This window comes from Dongia sp. (assembly GCF_041905885.1).
In the GTDB taxonomy this organism is placed as follows: domain Bacteria; phylum Pseudomonadota; class Alphaproteobacteria; order Dongiales; family Dongiaceae; genus Dongia.
In genome coordinates, this window is the sequence record NZ_JAYRKD010000019.1 from 100,337 (window position 1) to 118,507 (window position 18,171).

Below are 18,171 nucleotides of genomic sequence, written 5' to 3' on the forward strand. Positions count from 1 at the left end.
GATGTGCCCCATGGTGCGTCCCGTGATGCTTACCGTGCCCGACGCCCGGGCCGATCGTGCCGCATGGCGGCGTTGCGCTGGAGCTGGACGTGGTCGCCGCGGATGGTGGCGCGGATGCGGTAGGCGTCGCGACCGGGCGCGCCGATGCCGCGTGCATTGTCGGTGACGCCGATCTCGCCGTTCCTGACCAGGTAACGCAGGTATTTCAGCAGCTGCTCGCGTCGATCGTCCGAGGGCAGCACCATCGCCTGGTGCAGGAAATTGCCGCTGCCGTCGAACACCAGCGTTCCGCCGCAGAGCAGCGGCATATAGGTGCCGTCGAGCGAGCCGAAGGATTTGCCGGCGAGCTTCACGTCCTCGCTCCAGGTGAACTCGATCACGCGCTCCTTGGGCGTCCAATAGCCGCTGCTGGCCCGCTTGTTGGTGCGATAGACCGTGTCCACCGTCAGGTTCGCGTCGCGCGGGATGCCGAACACGTCGCGATAGCGGTTGAGGAAGCGATAGGCATCGACCGGCGTCGCGGTCACGTCGTCGATGCTGGGCGCGTTGCGCAGCGCGCTGACGATGTTCTGCCGTTGTTTGGGCGGCTCGGGCTTGAGCCCCAGGCCGCGCTGCTTGAAGATGCGCCGGAGCTCGGTCCGGACGCCGTAGGCGTCGATCGGATAGGCGACTTCGTCGGCGCGCAGCACGGCGCGCGCATATTCGTCGTAGCGCAGGTCGACCGGCGGGCAGTAGTCGATCGCCCGCAGCATGATGTTGGCGGTATGCGTGGCGGAGCGGATCAGCGACTTGATCGCCAAGTACTGACGGCTCTGCTTCGGCTCCTCCTTGCGCAGGTTCTGCAGGTTTCGCCGATAGAGGAACTGCAACAGGTTGTAGTAGATGCCGGTGAGGATCTCCGACCAGTCATGCTCCTCGTAGCTGCCGCGCAGGTCGCGCATCTTCCGGTTGTTCCAGGCACCCCGCAGGTAATCGGTACCCCTGAGCGCTTCGCCGAACTCGCTGGCGATCTTCGAGACCACGTTCCGCGCGCCGAGCCGGGCCGGCGCGCCGCGCGCCACCAGCTTGGCGATCTCCCGGTTGCTGAGACTGGCCATCATGGCGATCGCGTCGCCGAAGTATTCGTGGAACCCCGCCGTCTCCGGTGAGGCGACTTCGTTATACCCGGGCTTCAATCCGTCCAGGATCGCGTGTCCCAGCTCATGGGTGACGATGTCATGCGACAGGCAGGTGAAGACCCGGTTCCCGTCCTTGCCCTCACAATAGAAGAAATGCAGCGCGCCGGTAGCGCGGTCGTAGAACGCGTTCTGCTCATATCCGGCATGCGGCAGGATCAACAGCCGGCCGAGGCCGGAGGCCCAGGGGATCGGCCGGCCGAGGGCGCGTTCGCTCTCCAGCCGCTCCAGCGTCTGCTCGGCGATCGCCCAGGCATTGATCTGGTGGAAGGTGAAGCTCTCGAGAATCTTGTCGGGGGACTTGCCCGCGAGTCCGAGGAAGCCCGATCCGTCCTTGAGGACCCGGGCCGGCGCGAAGCGCACATCGAGGTCGGCGTTGTAGTCCACCACCGAGATCCGCGCGCTGGTCGGACCGTCGTCGATCGTGGCGCATTTGACCTTCTCGGGCCGCTCGGGCGGCCAGAGCTTTTCCCTGCGCGCGACCATCGGATCTTTGGGCAGGACCTTGACCAGCACCGTCACGTCCTGCCGGCGGCCGGTTCTGGTCTCTTCTTCATCTTGAGGTGGGACCGCCACGCTGCTCCCTTTCCCTTCGGGAGGACGACGACCCGCGAATGGTGCCTGCAATTGCCGGTTGTTGCAAGCGGGAAGAGCGGGCGTTACCCGTTGCCCGTCGCCTTGCGCGCCTTGGCGTGCGCCTTGCTCTCACGCCGCAGCGGGCGCGCGACCGGGCAGACTTCCTGGATGAAGCCGGTCAGCGTGTTCACCAGGTTGGCCTCGACCAGGCTGTAATGGATGAACTGGCCGCGGCGCTCGCTGCGCACCAGCCCGGCGCCTTCCAGCACCGAGAGGTGCTTGGAGATGGTCGGCTTGGCGACGTCGAAGCGGTCCGCGATCTCGCCCGCCGTCATGCTGGTGGCCGAGAGATAGGCCAGGATCTTCCGCCGGATGGTGGAGGAGAGCGCTTCGAAGACTTTATCCATCGGGTTCCCGCGCGGCCTGCGACAAAGTTAGCCAGTTGACTAAATATCTAAATATCCATAGCGTGATAATTAGCCATGTAGCGAAATATCTAAACCTTATACCGCACCGCGGAGGAGGCAGCAATGCTCCTGCTCGTCACCTATGCCCTCTATGTCGGATTGAGCCTCGCCATCACGATCTGGGTCGGCCGCACCTTGAACAAGAACGGCCGCGTCTTCCTGATCGAGAATTTCGAAGGGCAGGAGGCCCTGGCCGATTCGATCAATCACCTGCTGCTGGTCGGCTTCTACCTGGTGAATATCGGTTTCATGTCCCTGGCCTTGCGCTACGGCGAGAAGCCGTCCGATGCCGTGGGCGCGGTCGAGTTCCTGAGCACCAAGATCGGCCTGGTCGTGGTCGTGCTTGGCGTGATGCACTTTTTCAACATGAACATGCTGGTGAAGCTCCGCCGCTCGAAGCTGTTCAAGGCCTTCGCACCGAAACCGACGGACTCGCTGGATCACGAGTTTCCGGCGCAAGCCATGAATCAGAACTCGTAAGCGGTAGGGGCCGATGATCATTGTCGTGCTCCCTATCTTTCTCGGCATCGGGTTGGGGATCGCTCGGGAGTGCGGCGCCAGCGGGAGAGAACTTGTCGCCATAGCCGTCGGCTTCGTCGTCGCCGCGGCGGTTCCGCCGGCGCTTATGGTCTATGGCTCCCCGCTGAATGGAGATCGCGCGATGTCCTCAATCGAGGGCTTTCTCGTGGTTTACTTGTTTGCCTTGAGTTTTGTCGTCGTTCTCGGTGTTCCGGCTTTCCTGCTGTTGCGACCTTTTCGGCCCGGCCACTGGTGGTCGGTTGCGGCGGCAGGAGGGCTGCTGGGAATTTGCGCATCCGCATTGTTCCGACTCTCGTGGCCAGGTCCCAGCGACTTCATGATGGGATACTTGGGTGGCTTAACGACGCTCGTGTTCTGGCTGATCTGGGCAATCGGCGGCGGCGTAGATATGGAACCCCGACGGTGCGCGGCGCGGCGGGCCAAGCCGAGCGGGGCGAACTCACATCCGTAAGTTGCTCTGGAGCAACAAATGAGCTATGCTTCTTCCATTCAGGGGAATGAGGGAGAAGACGGCGCGCGCTTTCGTGCGCCCTGGCCGCGCGCGGCGAATGCCGCGGCGCGTGTGAAGGCGTGCGAGGTTCAAATGCTCACAACCCCCACCGGACCCACACAGAATCACGCAACCCCCACAGGACCCGCACGGCATTGTCTAACCCCAACGGGACCCCGACGATTCCGAGATATACCCACCGCCCCTATACGACATGCCGCTACTCCGACCGAATTAGGCCGCAGAGCGCCAACGCAGACAGAGGCCGACGCAGACGGGACGCAGACAGAGGCCAGCGCAGACGAAGCCGTTGAATCCCAAGAGTGCAGCGCAACGCAGACAGGAGACAGACGATACCGCCAAAAAATGCTGCCGGAACAGCGCGGGCAGACGAAACTGCTCGGCGGCGAAAGTGCAGCGCAACGCAGATCGGACGCAGACAAATCAGCGTGCTGCCATCAACGCAGACGGGACCCGGACGAAGGCGCTCAACCCGGACAGTACCCGGACAGAAAGAAGAATCTCGCGCCGAATGCATGCCGATTTGCTCGGCTTATGCACTGGGCGCAGATCTCTTCTAGCTCCGCGGTTTCATGTTCTCCGGGTCGTAGAGCGGCTTGTAGCCTACGCCGGCGACTTCGACCGGATAGGCCTCGCCGAAGTATTCGACGTTGAGCTTGCGGCCTTCCTGGCAATAGGCCCAGGGCAGATAGGCGAGGGCGATGTTCTTGCCGATGGTCGGACCATAGGCGACCGAGGTGGTGAAGGAGCGGCGGCCGAGCTCGTCCACCAGGCCTTCGCCGGTCGCCGGATCGAGCACCGGCATGATGCCGACCGGATAGCGCGCGACGCCTTTGCTGTCGGTGTTCGCGGTCATCACCAGGGTGCAGAGCATCGCCGGCTGGTTCTTGCGGGCGCGGTGCTCGAGATGCTTGGCCTTGCCGCGGAAGTCGGCCTCCTTGACCTTCGGGCGCTGCAGGTCGCTTTCGATCAGGTTGTACTCGGTCAGGAGATCCGCATTTTGCAGCCTGAGAGACTTCTCCATCCGCCGGCTGTTGGCATAGGTCTCCACGCCGAACGGCATCACGCCGGTCGAGCGCAAGGCGTCCCAGACCGCGAGGCCGTCCTCGTATTTCATATGCAGCTCCCAGCCCTGCTCGCCGACATAGGAGATGCGGAACGCCATCACGTTCTTGCCGCCGATCTCGATCGGCTTGATCGCGGCGAAGGGGAAGTTCTCGGCGGTGAGGCCGGCCGGATCCTTCACCACCTTCTGCAAGGTGGTGCGGGCATTCGGGCCCCAGATCCCGATCGTGACGAACTTCTCGGTGACATCGGTGACGGTGACGTTGAAGCCCTTGTCCTGCGCGACCCGGCGCAGATAGTGGAAATCGCGCGGCCCCGCATCGGCGCCGTCGATGACGCGGCAGCGATCCGCCATCCGGATCACCGTCAGGTCGGCGCGCACCATGCCCTCGTCGTCGAGGAAGTGGGTGTAGATGCCCTTGCCGACCATGTTGTCGCCGCCGATCTTCGCGGCGCAGACCCATTCCATCAGCGCCACATGATCCGGGCCTTCGACATCGCACATGTAGAAATGCGAGAGGTTGACGATGCCGCAATCCTCGCTCATGGCGAGGTGCTCGGCGTTGGAGACGCGCCAGAAATGGCGGTTGTCCCACTCGTTCTCGCGCACCGGCACCCGGTTGCCGTATTTCTTCAGCAGATGCTCGTTGGCGGCGTAGCCATGCGCGCGCTCCCAGCCACCCAGCTCCATGAAATAGCCGCCGAGCTCCTTCTCGCGCTCATAGAAGGGCGAGCGGCGGATGTTGCGGCCCGTCGCATAGGGCTCGCGCGGATGGACGGCGGGGTTGTAGATCTTCTGCGCCGCTTCCCCGCAGCGGCCCTCGATGAATTTTTCTTCGAGTTGATGCGGGTAGAAGCGGGCGTAGTCGATCTTGGCGTGGTCGATCGGCGTGCGCCCGTCGGTCATCCAGTCGGCGACCAGCTTGCCCATGCCGGGCGCGTCCTTGACCCAGATCGCGACCGCATACCAGAGGCCGCGCACCTTCTGGCTCTCGCCGATCGATGGGCCGCCGTCCGCGGTTACCTGCAAGAGGCCGTTGAAGGAGCGCTTCTCGTCATAGCCGAGTTCGCCCAGGATCGGCGTCAGCTCGATCGCGCGCTCCAGCGGCGCCAGGATCTGTTCCATCTCGAGATCGCGCTGCGACGGCGAGAGGCGCGATTGATGCTTCTCCAGGAGATCGCGCGGATGGCAGAGCCGGGGATTGGTCTCTTCGTAGTAGCCCCATTCGATCATGCCGCCCTCAGCGGTCTTGGGGTCGCCGGTGTCGCGCATATAGGCGGAGTTGCCCTGGTCGCGCAGCAGCGGCCAGCCGATCTCCTTGCCGGTGTTCGCGAACTCGGTATACGGCCCGAAGAAGGTGAGGGGATGATCGACCGGCATCACCGGCAGGTCCTCGCCCGCCATCTCGGCGATCAGGCGGCCCCACAAGCCCGCGCAGACGACGACATAATCCGCCATGATCGTGCCCTTCTCGGTCACGACGCCCTTGATGCGGCCGTTCTCGATCACCAGCGACTTCGCCGGCGTGTTGGCGAAGGCTTTCAGCTTGCCCGAAGCTTCGGCCTGGGAGACCAGTTTGTGCGCGACGGTTTGCGAGCGCGGGATGACCAGGCCGGCATCGGGGTCCCAGAGTCCGCCCTGGACCTGGGACTCCTCGATCAGCGGGAACTTTTCCTTGATCCCCTTGGCGTCGATCAGCCGGGCGCGCGTGCCGAAAGCCTTGGCCGAGGCGACCTTGCGCTTGATCTCGTCCATCCGGGCATCGTCGCCGACCCGGGCGACTTCCAGGCCGCCGACCCGTTCGTAATGGCCGAGCTTGTCGTAGAAATCGATGGAATAGAGCGAGGACCAGCAGGAGAGGAAGTCGTGGCTGGTCATGTAGCAGAAGTCGGAGGCATGGGCGGTCGAGCCGATATCGGTCGGGATGCCGGACTTGTCGATGCCGACGATGTCGGTCCAGCCGCGCTCGATCAGGTGATGCGCGACCGACGCGCCCACGATGCCACCCAACCCGACGATGACGACCTTCGCTTTGCTCGGCAATTCGGCCATGGACCCAAGACTCCCGGATTTGATTTTCCGCCGGACTATAAAGCGGCGGGTGGCCGATTGCCGCCTGTTTGCGACACCAGAAAAAGGCCACGCGACATCGGTAAACCCCGGAAATCAGGGGGAATCGGCCGGGACCTGGGGCGCGAAAACGGCAGCCAAGGTCGCTCATCCGCTAGAGGAAAACCGCCCCCGGTGTCGTTATGACGCCAGTGTTAGCCCCTAAAGTCTTGAGGATGAGGCCATGTCCGTAGCCGAAACCGGTCCCAAGGATTCTGGAAGGAGAGCCCGCGGTGGTGCAGATGCCCGTCGCGCCCAGCGCCAGAAGCCGAAGCTGGTCCAGAACCCCTACATCGTCCGCAAGATCCCGCTGGTGACGGTGCTGGACGAGGAGGGCCTCACCACCATCGAGAACAACGCCGACACCATCCTGCAGGAGATCGGCATCGAGTTCCGCGACGAGCCGGAAGCGCTCGAACTCTGGAAGGCCGCCGGCGCCGATGTGAAGGGCACCCGCATCCGCTTCCCCAAGGGCTTGCCGCGCTCGATCATCCAGAAGTCGGCGCCCCGCGAATACATTCAGCACGCCCGCAACCCGGAGCGTTCGGTCAGGATCGGCGGCGACGCCACGGTCTTCGCGCCGGTCTACGGCCCGCCCTTCATCCGCAACCTCGACGAAGGCCGCCGCTACGCGACCATCGAGGACTTCCGCAATTTCGTGAAGCTCGCCTACATGTCGCCCTCGATCCACCATTCGGGCGGCACCGTCTGCGAGCCGGTCGATCTGCCGGTTAACAAGCGGCATCTCGACATGGTCTACAGCCACATCAAGCTCAGCGATAAGCCGTTCATGGGCTCGGTTACCGCGCCGGAGCGCGCCGCCGATACCGTCGAGATGGCGAAGATCGTGTTCGGCGAGAAGTTCCTCGAGACCAACACCGTCATCACCTCCCTCATCAACGCCAACTCGCCGATGGTCTGGGACGGCACCATGCTCGGTGCCATGAAGGTCTATGCCCGCGCCAACCAGGCCTCGATCACCACGCCGTTCATTCTCGCAGGCGCGATGAGCCCGGTGACCGCCGCCGGCACGCTCGCCCAGGTTCTGGCCGAGGTGCTCTCGGGTGCCGCGACCTCGCAGCTCTATAAGCCCGGCGCGCCGGTGATCTTCGGCGTCTTCGCCAGCTCGATCTCCATGCAATCCGGCGCGCCCACCTTCGGCACGCCCGAGCCGACCCTGGTCAGCCTCGCGGCGGCGCAGATCGCGCGCCGCCTCGGCATTCCGTTCCGCACCGGTGGCTCGCTCTGCGCCTCCAAGGTGCCGGATGCCCAGGCTGCATACGAGAGTGCTCAGACTCTGCTGCCAACCTTGCAGGCCGGCACCAACTTCGTGCTGCACGGCGCGGGCTGGCTCGAGGGCGGCCTCGCTTCGGGCTATGAGAAGTTCATCATGGATGCCGACCAGCTCGGCATGATGCAGACCCTGGCCAAGGGCATCGACCTCACCGAGAACGGCCAGGCGCTGAGCGCGATCCGCGAAGTCGGCCCCGGCAGCCATTTCCTCGGCTGCTCGCACACCCAGGCCAATTTCGAGACCGCCTTCTACCGCTCGTCGATCGCCGACAACAACAGCTTCGAGCAGTGGCTGGCCGAAGGCGAGCAGGACGCCGCGCAGCGCGCCAACAAGATCTGGAAGCGCATGCTGCAGGACTACGAGGCCCCGGCGCTCGATCCCGCGATCGACGAAGCGCTGCTGGCGTTCCTCGCCAAGCGCAAGGCCGCTGCGCCGGATTCGAACGTCTAGACTTCAGGAATGTCGTCACCCGCGGGCTTGACCCGCGGGTCTCTCGCCACAATTCAGAACAGCTTGCCGCCGCGCGGCGTGACCATCGTGTAGTCGTCGATGCTGATCGCGTGGCTCACGCGTTCGCCGTCGTCGGAGAGTGGGAACACCGCCCATTCGAAGACGCGGTCGGCTTTGGACTGGAAGTCGGTGTAGGAGAGGCCGAAGAGCGGCGTCGCCTCGCGATAGAGACGGTCATAGATGTGGGTGGTGTCGATGATGTCATGGGGCGCCCACTCCATCTCGTCGATGAACTTGCCCTGGACGTTGCTGCCGTAGAGCCGGTCGACCTCGTTGCCGACCAGGCGGAACTGGATCCGGAACGGCGCGTGCTGGTACTGCAGCACCGAGACATAGGGCAGGGCGTTGTAGATCGCGGTCGGATCGATCTCGGCCCGGGCCGGAAAGCGCCGCCCGGCGCGCAGTGTCTCCCAGTGCCGGCGCACCAGCGCGATCATCTCGGAACGTCCGCTCGGCTCCGCGAGGTAGAGGATTTCGCCGAGCCACTCCTGTTCCTCGGTGGTCATTCCCCGGCGGCACCCTTGCTTTCGGATTCCGCCGGATCGGGCAGCATGTGCCGTTTGATCATCGGCAGCTGCGTCGCCATGAACAGGAAGGTGAGGAAGATCGAGCCGAACTTGAAGTTGACCCAGAAGTTCTCGGTCTGAGTCCGCCAGACGACTTCGTTCAGCACCGCCATGCCGGCGCAGAACAGCGCGAAGCGCGCCTCGAGCTTGCGCCAACCGGCATGATCCATCTTGAGGCTGGTGCCCATCAGCCGCTCCATCAGCGGCTTCTTGAGCAGCAGCCCGCCCCACAGGGTTGCCGCGAAGAGCGTGTAGACCACGGTCGGCTTCATCTTGATGAAGGTGTCGTCGTGGAAGATCAGGGTCAGCAGGCCGAACACGACGACGATCGCGGTGGTGATGATCGGCGCCCAGGGCAGGCGCCCGGCGCGGAGATAGCCGACGATGGTCGCGGCCACCGAAGCGGCGACCAGCACCGCGGTCGCAGGCATCAGGCCCCAGATCTTGTAGGAGATGAAAAACAGCACGATCGGCCCGTATTCGACCGCCGGCTTGATCCAGCCGCCGGACTTCGGCGCTTCGGGTTTGGAACTCTGTTGGCTCATTCCGGCAGGCTCGCATGTTCCGGGACCGGGGGGAAGTTCCGCCGCTGCGCCAGGCGCGCCTCGCGGTGGGCGATGTAGAGGTTGGCGCCGATGATCAGGGCGGCGCCGACCAGGACGGCGACGGTCGGCAGATCGGCCCAGAACAGGTAGCCGAACGAGGTCGCCCAGATCAGGCCGGTGAACTCGATCGGCGCCAGCATCGAGGCCTCGCCGAAGCGGAAGGCGCGGATCATGGCCAGCTGGCCGAAGGCGCTGGCCAGGCCCTGGACCAGCATCACGCCCGCCGCCTGCCAGCCGATCGGCTGCCAATAGAGGATGCCGGGAACCGCCGCCGCGACCAGGGTGAAGGCGGTCGAGTAGAACAGCAGGTTGTGGGTGTGCTCCTTGCCCGAAAGCCCGCGCAGGGTGAGCAGGATCAGCGCGTAGGTGAAAGCCGAGGTGAAGACCAGGCCGATGCCCAGGCTGGTCTCGCCCTGCCAGCCTTCGGTCGGATCCACCGCGACGACGACGCCGGCGAAGCCGACCATCACCGCCGACCAGCGCCGCCAGCCGACCTTCTCCTTCAGCATCGGCCCGGAGAGAGCGGTCACGAAAATCGGTGCCGCGAAGGCGATCACGATGCAGTCCGCGAGCGGCAGGTATTTCAGCGCGGCGAAGAAGGTCGTGGTGGTGATCAGCACCAGCAGGCCGCGAAAGAGATGAAGGCGAAAGAACTTGGTCTGCACCCGGAACGGGCTGCCGGTCGCCTGCATGGTCACCGCCAGGGCGACCAGCAAGGGTGGAATGCGGGTCAGGAAGGTGATCTGCCAGGTGCCCAGGTCGTAATCGACCCGCAACAGCCGGGTCGCCGCATCGACCACGGCGAAAGAGAACACGCCGAGCGTGTAATAGACGAAGGCCTGGATCGGGGCGGAGCGGGTGGCGGGCGGGATCATGGGCATGCTCAGTGAGGGCTGAGCTTTACCGGATCGGCGCCCAAATAGCGAGAGGGGGCTGTATCAGAGCTTTCAGCGCGCCGAGGTAACCACCGCACAGGTTTCACGCCGTGAGGCGGGCGGGAGCGGCGGGGCGTCGGGACCGAATATCTCCGCCAGCTTGCGGCCGAGATCGGCGGCGCGGAACGGCTTGCCGATGGTGAAGGTGCCGGGCTGTTGCGCCCGCTCGCCGACCGCGCGGTCGCCGAGATAGCCGGAGGTCAGCAGCACCAGCAGATCCGGCCGCCGCCGGCGCGCCAGCTCGGCGAGTTGCAAGCCGCTCGGCCCTTCCTTGAACACGATGTCGGTGAAGAGCAACGCGATATCGGGCCGCGTGTCGAGCAGCTTCAGCGCGGTCCTGGCGCAGGGCGCCGACAGCGCGCGATAGCCGAAGGAGCGGACCGCGCTGACCGCATAGCCCCGGAGGTCGGCATTATCCTCCACCACCAGCACCACTTCCTTGCCGCGGCTCGGCGTCGGCAGCGGCGGTTGCAATTCGGGCTCGCCCAGGGCCGCGTCGGTCTGCAGCGGCAGGTAGATCAGCACCGCGCTGCCGCGGCCGGGCTCGCTCTTGATCTCGACATGGCCATCCGACTGCTTGACGAATCCATAGACCATGGAAAGACCGAGGCCGCTGCCCTGGCCCGGCGCCTTGGTGGTGAAGAAAGGCTCGAAGGCCCGCTCCATCACCGCGCGCGGCATGCCCATGCCGGTGTCGGAGACCGAGAGTGCCAGATAGGCGCCGGGTTGCAGCTCGTGCAGGCCGGCCGGCCGGTGCTCATCGAGCACCACGCTGTGGGTCCTGATGGTAACGGTGCCGCCCTCCGGCATCGCGTCGCGCGCATTGATACAGAGGTTAAGCAGCGCGCCTTCGGTCTGCGGACGGTCGATCAGGCAGAGCATCTGCTCGGCGGCGAGCCATGTCTCGATCTGCACCTTGTCGCCGAGGGTGCGGCGCAGCAGGTCGAGCATGTTGACCACCAGCTCGTTCACGTCGGTGAGCTGGGCGTCCAGGGCCTGCTTGCGCGAGAAGGCGAGCAGCCGCCGCACCAGCTGCGCGCCGCTCTCGGCCGCCGCCACTGCGCGCCCGGCCAAGGTGCGGGCCCGCCCGTCGCCGTCCATCTCTTCCATCAGCAGGTCGAGATTGCCGAGCACGGCGCCCAGCAGGTTGTTGAAGTCGTGGGCGATGCCGCCGGTCAGCTGGCCGACCGCCTCCATCTTCTGCGCGTGCTGCAGCTGGGCTTCGATCGACTCCCGGTCGGTGATGTCGAGCGTCGTGCCGGCGATGATCAGGTTGTTCGGGCCGAAATCCGCGATCGGCTCGCCATGCACCTGGATGGTGCGCACCCTGCCATCCGAGCGCACCAGCCGGCAGCGATAGGTGAAGGCGCGCGGGTTGTCGGCCAGGGTCTCGATGATCGAGCGCACCATCGGCAGGTCGTCGGGATGCACCTTCCTGAGCCAGGTCTCGCGCGTGATCGGGCCGGCCGAAGGGGAAAAGTCGTAGATGCGATAGGCCTCGTCCGACCACCAGCGGGTGTTGGTGGCGATGTCCCATTCCCAGCTCCCCAGCTTGGCGATGCGCTGCGATTCCGCCAGCCGGTTCTCGATCTTCACGCGCTCGGTCACGTCCATCACCGTCCCGGCATACTGGCCGATCGAAACCGGCTCGCCGGTCTCGACCACGGTGCGGACCTGCCCGTCGGGACGGATGATGCGGTACTGATAGCGATAGGGCCGGTTGTTGCGCCAGGCGTGCTCGAACTCGATCTCGGTCCAGGCCACGTCGTCGGGATGGGTGAGCGTATCCCAGCCGGGTGACGTGGCCGGCATCTGCGGGTCCAGGCCGAGGATCCGATAGCATTCCTCCGACCACCAATGCTCGTCGCGCGCGACGTCCCATTCCCAGCTGCCGATCCGGGCGATGCGCTGGGCATGGCTCATGTTGCGCTGGGCGCGGGTGAGGTCGGTGATGTCCCAGAGAATGCCGGTGAAGGTGCCGGTCCCGTTCATCTCCGATTGCTCGTAATAGAGCCGATAGCGGCCGTCGGGCTGGCGCATGCGGAACTGGATCGACAGGCCCTCCGGCCGGGCGCCCGCTTCTTCATAGGCGAGCCGCACCCGTTCGCGATCATCCGGATGCAGCAGGGCATGCCAGGTCTCGTGGCTGTATTGCCAGGATGCCGGGTCGATCCCGAGCATGCGAAACAGTTCGTCGGAGATCCAGGTGGTGTCGTTCGAGGGATCCCACTCCCAGCTGCCGATGCTGCCGATCTCCTGTGCCTTGGCAAGATGGCGCTGTGCCTTCTCGCGTTCGGTGATATCGATGACATAGCCGGCGAAGCGGCCGTTGGCGTATTCGCACTGCTCCAGCATGAACCGGGTCTGGCCGTCGGCACGCACCACCCGATAGCGGATCGCGTAAGGGCGCCGGCTTCGCGTGGTTGCGGTATAGGCTTCGAGCACGCGCTCCCGGTCCTCGGGGTGGATATGCTGCAGCCAATAGGCGACGTCGGGCGGCACCGATTGCGGCACGGCGCCGATCAGGCGGTACATCTCGTCCGACCAGCGCACCTCGCGGCTATGCTCATCGACCTCCCAGCTGCCGAGCTTGGCGATGCGCTGGGCTTCGGCGAGGTTGCGCTCGACGCGCACCCGGTCGGTGATATCGACCATGGTGCCGACATAGCGTTCGTCGGAGATCGGCTCGCCGGATTCGATGATGATTCGTTCCTGGCCGTCGCGCCGGACCAGCCGATACTGGCAGCTGTAGGAGCGGCGCGCCTCGAAGGCGTTGTTGACCTCGATCCGGGTCGCCGTGCGCTCGTCGGCATGGACCAGCTCGGCCCAGACCCGCGCATCCAGCCGATCCTGCTTCGGGTCGAGGCCGAGGATCCGATAGCACTGCTCGGAGGCCCAGTGGTCGTCCGAGATCAGGCTCCACTCCCAGCTGCCGATCTGGGCGATCTGCTGCGCCAGGTTGAGATTGCGCTCGGCCCGGTGATGCTCGGTGATATCGACCAGCACGCCGGTATAGACCCCGTCGGCGTCGCACTCGGCCTGCTCCAGCACCAGCCGGTGGTCGCCGTCCGGCCGCACGATGTGATATTGCGCCGAATAGCTGGAGCCGGCCGCGGCCGCGCTGGCGTGGATGCGCATCACCTTGGCGCGGTCGTTGCGATGCACCAGGTCGAGCCAGCGCCGCGGGCTGTGTTGCCAGGTGGCGGCATCGACCCCGAGAATGCGGTAGAGCTCGTCCGACCACCAGTTCTGGCCGGTGCGCCGGTTCCATTCCCAGCTGCCGAAGCCGGCGATCGCCTGGGCGCGCGACAAGGTGCGCTCGATCCGCAGCCGCTCGGTGATGTCCATCAGATGGCCGACTTCCAGCCCGTCGATGAACTCGGCCTGGTCGACCATGACGCGCACGGAGCCGTTCGGCAGGCGCACGCGGTACTGGATCGAGTAGTTCTGCTGCCGCAGGATCGCCGCATCGACCGTGCGGCGCACTGTCTCGTAGTCGTCGGGATGGATCCGCGACAGCCAGAGCTCGGTGGTCGGCACCACTTCATTGGGCTCGAAGCCGAGCAGGCGATAGGTCTGCTCCGACCACCAGAACACGTTGGTGCGCGGATCGAACTCCCAGGTGCCGAGCTTCGCGGTGCTCTGCGCGCGCACCAGGTTGCGCTCGAGCCGGGTGCGGTCGGTGATGTCGGTGATGCGGCTTTCGAAGACGCCGGGCTCCTTGGGGTGCCCGTCCTCCTCGATGAAGCGGATCTCGCCGCTCGGGCGCAGGATCCGATAGCGGTGGTGGAACGGGCCGTTGGCCTTGCGGGCCTGCTCGTAGGATCGACGCACGCGCTCCCGGTCCTCGGGATGGATGACCAGGTTGCGCTCCTGCTCGCAAACGATGCCGTTGGCGGTGAGGCCGAGGATCAGCAGCGCTTCCGGCGAGGCGCGGAACGTCTTATGCCCGCTGTCCCAGTGCCAGGTGCCGGCCAGGGGCATGGTTCTGCTGTCGGCGCCCTCCGGCTCGTCGTCGAGCGTGATCCGGTTGGTGACGTCCATGATCGTCCCGATCACGCGCGGCTGTTCCGCCGTCCAGCGCGGGCTGGCGCCGCCGGTCTCGCGCAAGGTGCGCACGACGCCGTCCGGGCGGCGGATCCGGTAGTAGATGCTGTAGGCGGGCAGGGCGACCGAGGCGCCGTCCACGTTGTGGACCCAGCGGTCCTCCTCCAAGGTCATCGCGACGATCTTGGCGATGTTGGGCGTGAAGGTCGCGCGGTCGACGCCGAAGATCCGGTACAGGCTCTCGGACCACCAGAGCGCGCCGCTGCGTGGATCCCATTCCCAGGTGCCGAGCCCGAGGAAGGAATCCGCGGCTTCTATCGGAGCATGCTGTGGCTCCGGCTGGCTGCCGGGTTGTCCCCCCGGTTGACCGCTGGGTTGTCCATTGCCGTCGGGACTCATGATCGAGCGGGTACCTTCAGGCTGCGATCGGCAATACTAAACCGAAGGCGCGTGAAGGTCACGGATTCGCGGTCAGGGGTAGGGGTGGAGCAGCGGCTCTTTGGGTGTGAGCAGATAGCGCCGGGCCAATTCGCCGTAGCCCTTGATCAGGTAGCCGCCATTGGCAGTCAGCAAGTCCTCGCGAATCTCGCGATAGCGCGCGGGACGCCGCCACCAGACCAGGCCCGGCTCCAGGTGATGCAGCACATGCAGGTTGTTGTGCAGGAACAGGATGCTCCAGAACGCACCCGATTCAATGATCGCGCTGCGGTGATTGTGATTTTGTGCCCAACGATGCTCGGCATAGGAACGCACCAGCGCCATCGCCGTGCCCGGATAGGCGAAGAACAGCACGTATTGCCAGAACGGCATCTCGCAGACCCAGAGCACCCAGAACAGGATCGCCGCGACCGCGACCACGTGCCAGGCCCAGGGTGCGAGCAACCGGCGATCGCCGCGCATCAGGGCTTCGCCGAGCTCGATGTAGTTCATGACGCCGAAATAGATCGGGCCGATGATGAAGCGACCGGCCAAGCTGCCCATCGCCATGCGGATCATGCGGTGGGTCTTGCCCATCTGCGCCCATTGCGCCGCGGTCACGTAGTTCGATTCCGGATCGCGCAGCGGATCGGTCAGCTGCTCGTCGATGTGGTGCTGCAAATGCAGGCGGCGGTAGGTGCCGTAGGGCAGCCAGAGCCACAGCGCCCAGCCGGCGACCAGCAGGTTGGCAAGCGGCCAGCGGGTCGGATATCCATGCACCGCCTCATGTTGCAGCGAGCCGTGGATGCCGACGATGACGGCACCCATGGGCAGCAGCAGCCACCAGGGGATCGCGGCATGGAAATAGGTGGTGAGGATAAAAGCGGAATAGATGATCACCGCCAGGCCGATGGTCGGCCAGTCGATCGAATAGGGCCTGCGTCCAAAATCACCCTTGGACGCTGACTGCGGCGAACTCATCGTTTTCCTTGTCGTTACTTGTATAGACAACTCTACCAAGCGGGTCTTCCTGACGCAAGATGTCAGGAGCGTTAAGCCGCCCCAATAGGCGTGATGTCGCACACAGGCGAGCGAGTTTATCTTGCCGGTGCTCTACCGGGCGGACCGAGAACAAAGCAGGACGGGACGGAATCATGCTGAAAGGACGTTGTCTCTGCGGCGCGGTTTCGTTCGAAATCCAGGGGGCGACCACGGCGCCGAGCTTGTGCCATTGCAGCCAATGCCGCCGGATCCATGGCGCACCGGGCGCCTCTGTCGGCGCGCCGATTTCAGCCTACCGGATCAGCGGTGAAGAAAGCCTGAACTGGTACCGCCTGCCCAAGAGCGAACAGGGCTTTTGCAAGATTTGCGGCTCCAAGCTGTTCTGGCGGGAGGCAGCGGACAGCCAGGAACTCGACGCCACCGCCGGCAGCCTCGACAATCCCACCGGTCTCAAGCTCGGCCGGCACATCTTCACCCGGTTTCAGGGCGACCATTACGAGATCGGTCACGACGGCGTGCCGCGCTACGCTGAGTCTTCCGTCGGCAAAGCGCCGATCGGCGAGGTTCCGCCGCCGGGCGCCGGGCCGCGCAAAACCGAGCATAGCGGCCGCTGCGAATGCGGCGCGGTCCGCTATCGCGTCCAAGGCAACATGCGCGACGTGGTGGTCTGCCACTGCGGCCAGTGCCAGCGCAACCACGGCTATGCGCCCGGCTACACCGCCGCGCGCAAGGCCGAGCTAACGGTGGAAGGCGAAGACAATATCGCCTGGTACCGTTCGTCCGAGCAGGCGCGGCGCGGCTTCTGCCGGACCTGCGGCTCCAGCCTGTTCTGGGTCGGCGAGGGACGGGACACGCTGTCGATCACCGCGGGCTCGCTCAATGCGCCGACGGGGCTGAAGACGGTGCTGCACATCATGACCGCCGACAAACATGACTACTATGAGATCGTCGACGGCGTGCCCCAGGTGCCGGGCCGCTCCGGCCCCGATCCGATCGCCTTTTGAACATGAGTGGAGTGATGATTAAAGGACAATGCCTCTGCGGCGCGGTTTCGTTCGAGATCGACGGGCCGCTGTCGGCGCCGACAGCCTGTCATTGCGGCATGTGCCGCCGGCACAGCGGCGCGCCAGGCGCCTACACCAGCGCGCCGGTCTCGGCCTACCGGCTGCGCGGCGAGGAGAATCTGGGCTGGTATCGTTCCTCCCACGACGCCGAGCGCGGGTTCTGCAAGCGCTGCGGCTCGAAGCTGTTCTGGCGCGAGGTCGGGGGCAAGTCGCTCGACGTCACCATGGGGAGTCTCGACGCCCCGACCGGCCTCAAGCTTGCAAAGCATATCTGGACCCGGCATCAGGGCGACTACTACGAGATCGGCCATGACGGCGTGGCACGCTATGCGGAATCCTCCGGTGGCGGCGCCCCGCGGATCGGCGAGGAAGCGCCGCCCCAAGCCGGGCCGCGGAAGACCGAGCACAGCGGCCGCTGCGAATGCGGCGCCGTCAATTACCGGGTCCGCGGCAACATGCGCGACGTCGTCTACTGTCACTGCGGCCAATGCCGCCGCGTGCATGGCCATGCGCCGGGCTACAGCGCCGCGCGCAAGGCCGAGCTGACGGTCGAAGGCGAGAGCAACATCGTCTGGTACCGTTCATCCGATGCGGCGCATCGCGGTTTCTGCGGAAAGTGCGGCTCCAGCCTGTTCTGGCGACCGGAAGGCGGCGAGACGATTTCGGTGGCGGCGGGCTCGCTCGAGGGCCCGACCGGATTGAAGACCGTCCGGCATATCTTCGCCGGCGACAAGAGCGACTATTATGAGATCGCCGACGGTGTGCCGCAGGATGCGGGAACCATGGCAGGCAACCCGGTCACGTTCTAGAGCCTCGGACGGTCAAATATGGTCACGCAGTCCGCCAGCAGTGAGTCTGCCGCTAGGAAGAGGGCCCCGTGCGCGAAGGCGCACAAGACCGGGCCTTCGCCCGACTGGAGCATAGCAGCGCTACGGTCGAGCCCGCTGACGACGCGGCGGGCCGCTGAGGGCGGACCCTTCGGGCGACGGCGCTTTTGCGCGAGGGCCGTCGTCAGGTGCCTTGTCCGTAGCCCCGCTACGGCCTGCGGCCCCTTCCTAGTCCTCGCGCAAAATCGCCGTCGCAGAATGGCCCAACTTGGTAGGACATCGCTCTAAGATGAGACGTCAACGCAAGGCCAAGATCGTCGCGACGCTTGGCCCGGCCAGCACCACGCGCAAGCAGATCGAGGCGCTGTTCAAGGCCGGGGCCGACATCTTCCGGCTCAATCTCTCCCACGGCACCCACGAAGACCATAAGGCGCGCTACGACATCATCCGCGAGATCGAG

The 18,171-nt window shown here is 65.3% G+C and carries 14 protein-coding genes; 6 read left to right on the top strand and 8 right to left on the bottom strand.

Annotated features, from left to right (window positions below):
- Nucleotides 1–29: 29 nt before the first annotated feature.
- Together ACH2CY_RS18705 and ACH2CY_RS18710 are read right to left on the bottom strand one after the other, a co-directional pair.
- On the bottom strand, nt 30–1,751 hold the full coding sequence (locus tag ACH2CY_RS18705; RefSeq protein WP_395020835.1) for a hypothetical protein: 1,722 nt from the start codon (nt 1,749–1,751) through the stop codon (nt 30–32).
- Between the two features lie 83 nt (nt 1,752–1,834).
- Entirely contained in the window at nt 1,835–2,158 is a 324-nt protein-coding gene (locus ACH2CY_RS18710; RefSeq protein WP_395020836.1) for a metalloregulator ArsR/SmtB family transcription factor, read from the bottom strand.
- Nucleotides 2,159–2,281: 123 nt separating this feature from the next.
- Between ACH2CY_RS18710 and ACH2CY_RS18715 the strand changes: the two genes are divergently transcribed.
- Together ACH2CY_RS18715 and ACH2CY_RS18720 are read left to right on the top strand one after the other, a co-directional pair.
- Nucleotides 2,282–2,698 carry a hypothetical protein gene (locus ACH2CY_RS18715; protein WP_395020837.1) on the top strand — a complete coding sequence of 139 codons (417 nt, stop codon included), beginning with the start codon at nt 2,282–2,284 and terminating at the stop codon, nt 2,696–2,698.
- 13 nt (nt 2,699–2,711) lie between these two features.
- Nucleotides 2,712–3,209 carry a hypothetical protein gene (locus ACH2CY_RS18720; protein WP_395020838.1) on the top strand — a complete coding sequence of 166 codons (498 nt, stop codon included), beginning with the start codon at nt 2,712–2,714 and terminating at the stop codon, nt 3,207–3,209.
- 616 nt (nt 3,210–3,825) lie between these two features.
- Here ACH2CY_RS18720 and ACH2CY_RS18725 read toward each other — a convergent pair.
- Nucleotides 3,826–6,387: an FAD-dependent oxidoreductase gene (locus tag ACH2CY_RS18725; protein ID WP_395020839.1), complete on the bottom strand. Its 2,562-nt coding sequence runs from the start codon at nt 6,385–6,387 to the stop codon at nt 3,826–3,828.
- 241 nt (nt 6,388–6,628) lie between these two features.
- Here ACH2CY_RS18725 and ACH2CY_RS18730 point away from each other — a divergent pair, with 241 nt between their 5' ends.
- Nucleotides 6,629–8,188, top strand: a complete 1,560-nt coding sequence (locus ACH2CY_RS18730) for a trimethylamine methyltransferase family protein (protein WP_395020840.1) — start codon at nt 6,629–6,631, stop codon at nt 8,186–8,188.
- 53 nt (nt 8,189–8,241) lie between these two features.
- On the opposite strand, the gene ACH2CY_RS18735 is transcribed toward ACH2CY_RS18730, so the two are convergent.
- The 5 genes from ACH2CY_RS18735 to ACH2CY_RS18755 form a co-directional block, all read right to left on the bottom strand.
- A complete protein-coding gene (locus ACH2CY_RS18735; protein ID WP_395020841.1) occupies nt 8,242–8,754 on the bottom strand; it encodes a PAS domain-containing protein in 513 nt (170 codons plus the stop codon).
- Nucleotides 8,751–9,359 (bottom strand): septation protein A, encoded by a 609-nt coding sequence (locus ACH2CY_RS18740; RefSeq protein ID WP_395020842.1) that lies wholly within the window; start codon nt 9,357–9,359, stop codon nt 8,751–8,753. The genes ACH2CY_RS18735 and ACH2CY_RS18740 overlap by 4 nt, the downstream gene beginning before the upstream one ends.
- The gene (locus ACH2CY_RS18745) at nt 9,356–10,294 is read right to left on the bottom strand and encodes a DMT family transporter (protein WP_395020843.1); all 939 of its coding nucleotides are present in this window, start codon (nt 10,292–10,294) and stop codon (nt 9,356–9,358) included. The genes ACH2CY_RS18740 and ACH2CY_RS18745 overlap by 4 nt, the downstream gene beginning before the upstream one ends.
- Before the next feature lie 72 nt (nt 10,295–10,366).
- The gene (locus tag ACH2CY_RS18750; RefSeq protein WP_395020844.1) at nt 10,367–14,800 is read right to left on the bottom strand and encodes a PAS domain-containing protein; all 4,434 of its coding nucleotides are present in this window, start codon (nt 14,798–14,800) and stop codon (nt 10,367–10,369) included.
- Nucleotides 14,801–14,872: 72 nt separating this feature from the next.
- On the bottom strand, nt 14,873–15,799 hold the full coding sequence (locus ACH2CY_RS18755) for a fatty acid desaturase (protein WP_395020845.1): 927 nt from the start codon (nt 15,797–15,799) through the stop codon (nt 14,873–14,875).
- A 173-nt stretch (nt 15,800–15,972) separates the two neighbouring features.
- Between ACH2CY_RS18755 and ACH2CY_RS18760 the strand changes: the two genes are divergently transcribed.
- From ACH2CY_RS18760 to ACH2CY_RS18770, 3 genes are all read left to right on the top strand, one after another.
- Nucleotides 15,973–16,824, top strand: a complete 852-nt coding sequence (locus ACH2CY_RS18760) for a GFA family protein (protein ID WP_395020846.1) — start codon at nt 15,973–15,975, stop codon at nt 16,822–16,824.
- 14 nt (nt 16,825–16,838) lie between these two features.
- On the top strand, nt 16,839–17,693 hold the full coding sequence (locus ACH2CY_RS18765) for a GFA family protein (protein ID WP_395020848.1): 855 nt from the start codon (nt 16,839–16,841) through the stop codon (nt 17,691–17,693).
- A 307-nt stretch (nt 17,694–18,000) separates the two neighbouring features.
- Nucleotides 18,001–18,171, top strand: a 171-nt coding sequence (locus tag ACH2CY_RS18770; protein WP_395020850.1) for a pyruvate kinase, incomplete at its 3' end; no start/stop codon positions are given.